The sequence below is a fragment of the Micromonospora sp. M51 genome, assembly GCF_018070305.1.
In the GTDB taxonomy this organism is placed as follows: Bacteria; Actinomycetota; Actinomycetes; order Mycobacteriales; family Micromonosporaceae; genus Micromonospora; species Micromonospora parva.
This window is the reverse complement of record NZ_JAGPXZ010000938.1, coordinates 1-2,070: the sequence shown is the minus strand read 5'-3', so window position 1 is coordinate 2,070 and position 2,070 is coordinate 1. Positions and strand designations below refer to the sequence as shown.

Sequence of the window (2,070 nt, the reverse complement as noted above, 5' to 3'; positions counted from 1 at the left end):
GCGCAGTGACTCACCGCCGGCGTCGAAGAACGCCTCGTCGACGTCGAAGTCGTCGGTGCCCAACGCCTCCACCCAGGCGTCCGTCACCAGATCCTCGAACTCGGCCAGCGACGCCGAGCGCTGGGCGGGAACCCGGGCCGGCGGGTCCGCCGGCGCGGCCGAGGTCTCCGGCGGCGCTGCCGGTTGGGCCAGCGCTCCCAACGCCCGCAGGTCGACCTTGCCGTTGCGGTCCAGCGGGAACTCCGCCACCGTCACCCACTGCTGCGGCCGGGCGTAGGGGGCCAGGTCGGGTTCCACCGCGCGGCGCACGGCGGCCACGTCGAGGCCGTCCGGGTCGGGCTTGAGCGCCGCGCAGAGGCGTACGCCGGTCGTCGGGTCACCGGTGGGGAACACCACGGCGTCGCGGACGCCCGGCTGGGCCCGCAACCGGCGCTCGACGTCGACCGGCTCCACTCGGTGTCCGGCGATCTTTACCTGGCGGTCGTTGCGGCCCAGGAAGCGCAGCTGCCCGTCCGCGCCCCAGCGCACCAGGTCGCCGGTGCGGTAACGGCGTGCCCCGTCGTGTCGCACGAAGGAGGCGTCCGTCCTGGTCAGGTCGCCCAGGTACCCGTCGGCCAGGCCGGTGCCGCCGGCCAGCAGTTCACCCAAGGCGCCCGGTGGAACGAGGCGACCCGACGCGTCCACGACGGACAGGTCGGTGCCGTGCACCGGGCCGCCGATCGGCAGCGGGTCCGGGGTCGCGTCGGCGTGCTCGACGGAGTACGTGGTGGTGAAGGTGGTGTTCTCGGTGGGGCCGTAACCGTTTGTCAGGCGCAGGCCCCGGCAGGCCCGCAACACCTGGCGCACGTGCGGCGGTGACACCACTCCCCCGCCGGTGAACAGCTGCCGCAGCCCGACGAACGCGTCCGGACGGTGGTCGGCGACCAGGTGGAACACGCCCGAGGTGAGCCAGGCGTGGGTGACCCCGGCGGTGCGCAGGACGTCGGCCAGCCCGCGTGGCGTCGGGTCCTCCGACGGGAAGACCACCACCGTGTCGCCGGTGGCCAGGGGCACCAGCAATTCCAGGGTGGACGCGTCGAACGCCAGCGGGGACAGCCGCAGCATCCGCATGCCCGGCCGGTCGACGAACATCCCCGGGTCGTCCGCGAGTCGCAGCACCGCCCGGTGCGGCACGACGACGCCCTTGGGCACCCCGGTCGAGCCCGAGGTGAAGGAGACGTACACGGTCCGCGCCGGATCCCTCGGCGCGGCCTCGACCGCACCGGCCCCGACCGGCGTTCCCGGCTCGACGAGTGGACAGTCGACGACTCCCGGCCAGGGCTCGCCCACACCGAGGCGGGCCCGCGCCGCGACGGTCGCCGCCAGATGGGTACGCCACTCGGCGGTGGCGTGCCGGTCGACCGCGACGTAGTGCGCGCCGAGCCGCAGCACACCCAGCACCGCGACCGCCTCGGCGGCCGAGCGGGGCACCTCCACCAGAACCGCGTCGCCGGCACGCACCCCGTGGCCGTGCAGGAGACGGGACTGCTCGACCGCGGCGTCGTGCAGCTCACGGTAGGTGAGCGTCAGCCCGGTGTGCGCGTCGACGAGCGCGGACCGCGCGCCCGCCGACTCCGCGTACGCCGCGAACCGGTGCCACACGTCGTCGGAGGTGTCGTACGTCTCGCCCGAGCCCAGCTCGCGCAACCGGGCGCGCTGACCCGCCGAGAGCGTGGTGACGTCCCGCACCGTCGCGTCCGGGTCGGCGGCCAGCTCCCGCACCGCCGCCTGGAACGACTCGACCAGTTCCCCGGCGTCGGCGGCGGTGAGCAGGGCTGTCGCATACTCCAGCGCGAACCGGGGGCGATCCGACCACGACTGGAGGTAGAGCAGGGCGTCGAACACCGCGCCGCCGCAGTGGCTCTCGTGCACCCGCCAGGTACGGTCGCCCACCACCAGCTCGTCGGGCACCAGCTCGTGGTGGGCGGCGAAGCCGAGCTGGGCCAGCGGGTTCCGTCCCGGGTCGGTGCCGGCGCCCAGCGCGGAGACGACCTTCTCGAACGGCACGTCGGCGTCGGCGACCGCCGCGGC

The 2,070-nt window shown here is 74.8% G+C and carries 1 protein-coding gene; it reads right to left on the bottom strand.

All coding sequences use genetic code 11. The annotated features are described in order from the left end of the window. Nucleotides 1-2,070: amino acid adenylation domain-containing protein (locus KBX53_RS30985; RefSeq protein ID WP_210863286.1), on the bottom strand; the 2,070-nt coding region annotated here is incomplete at both ends.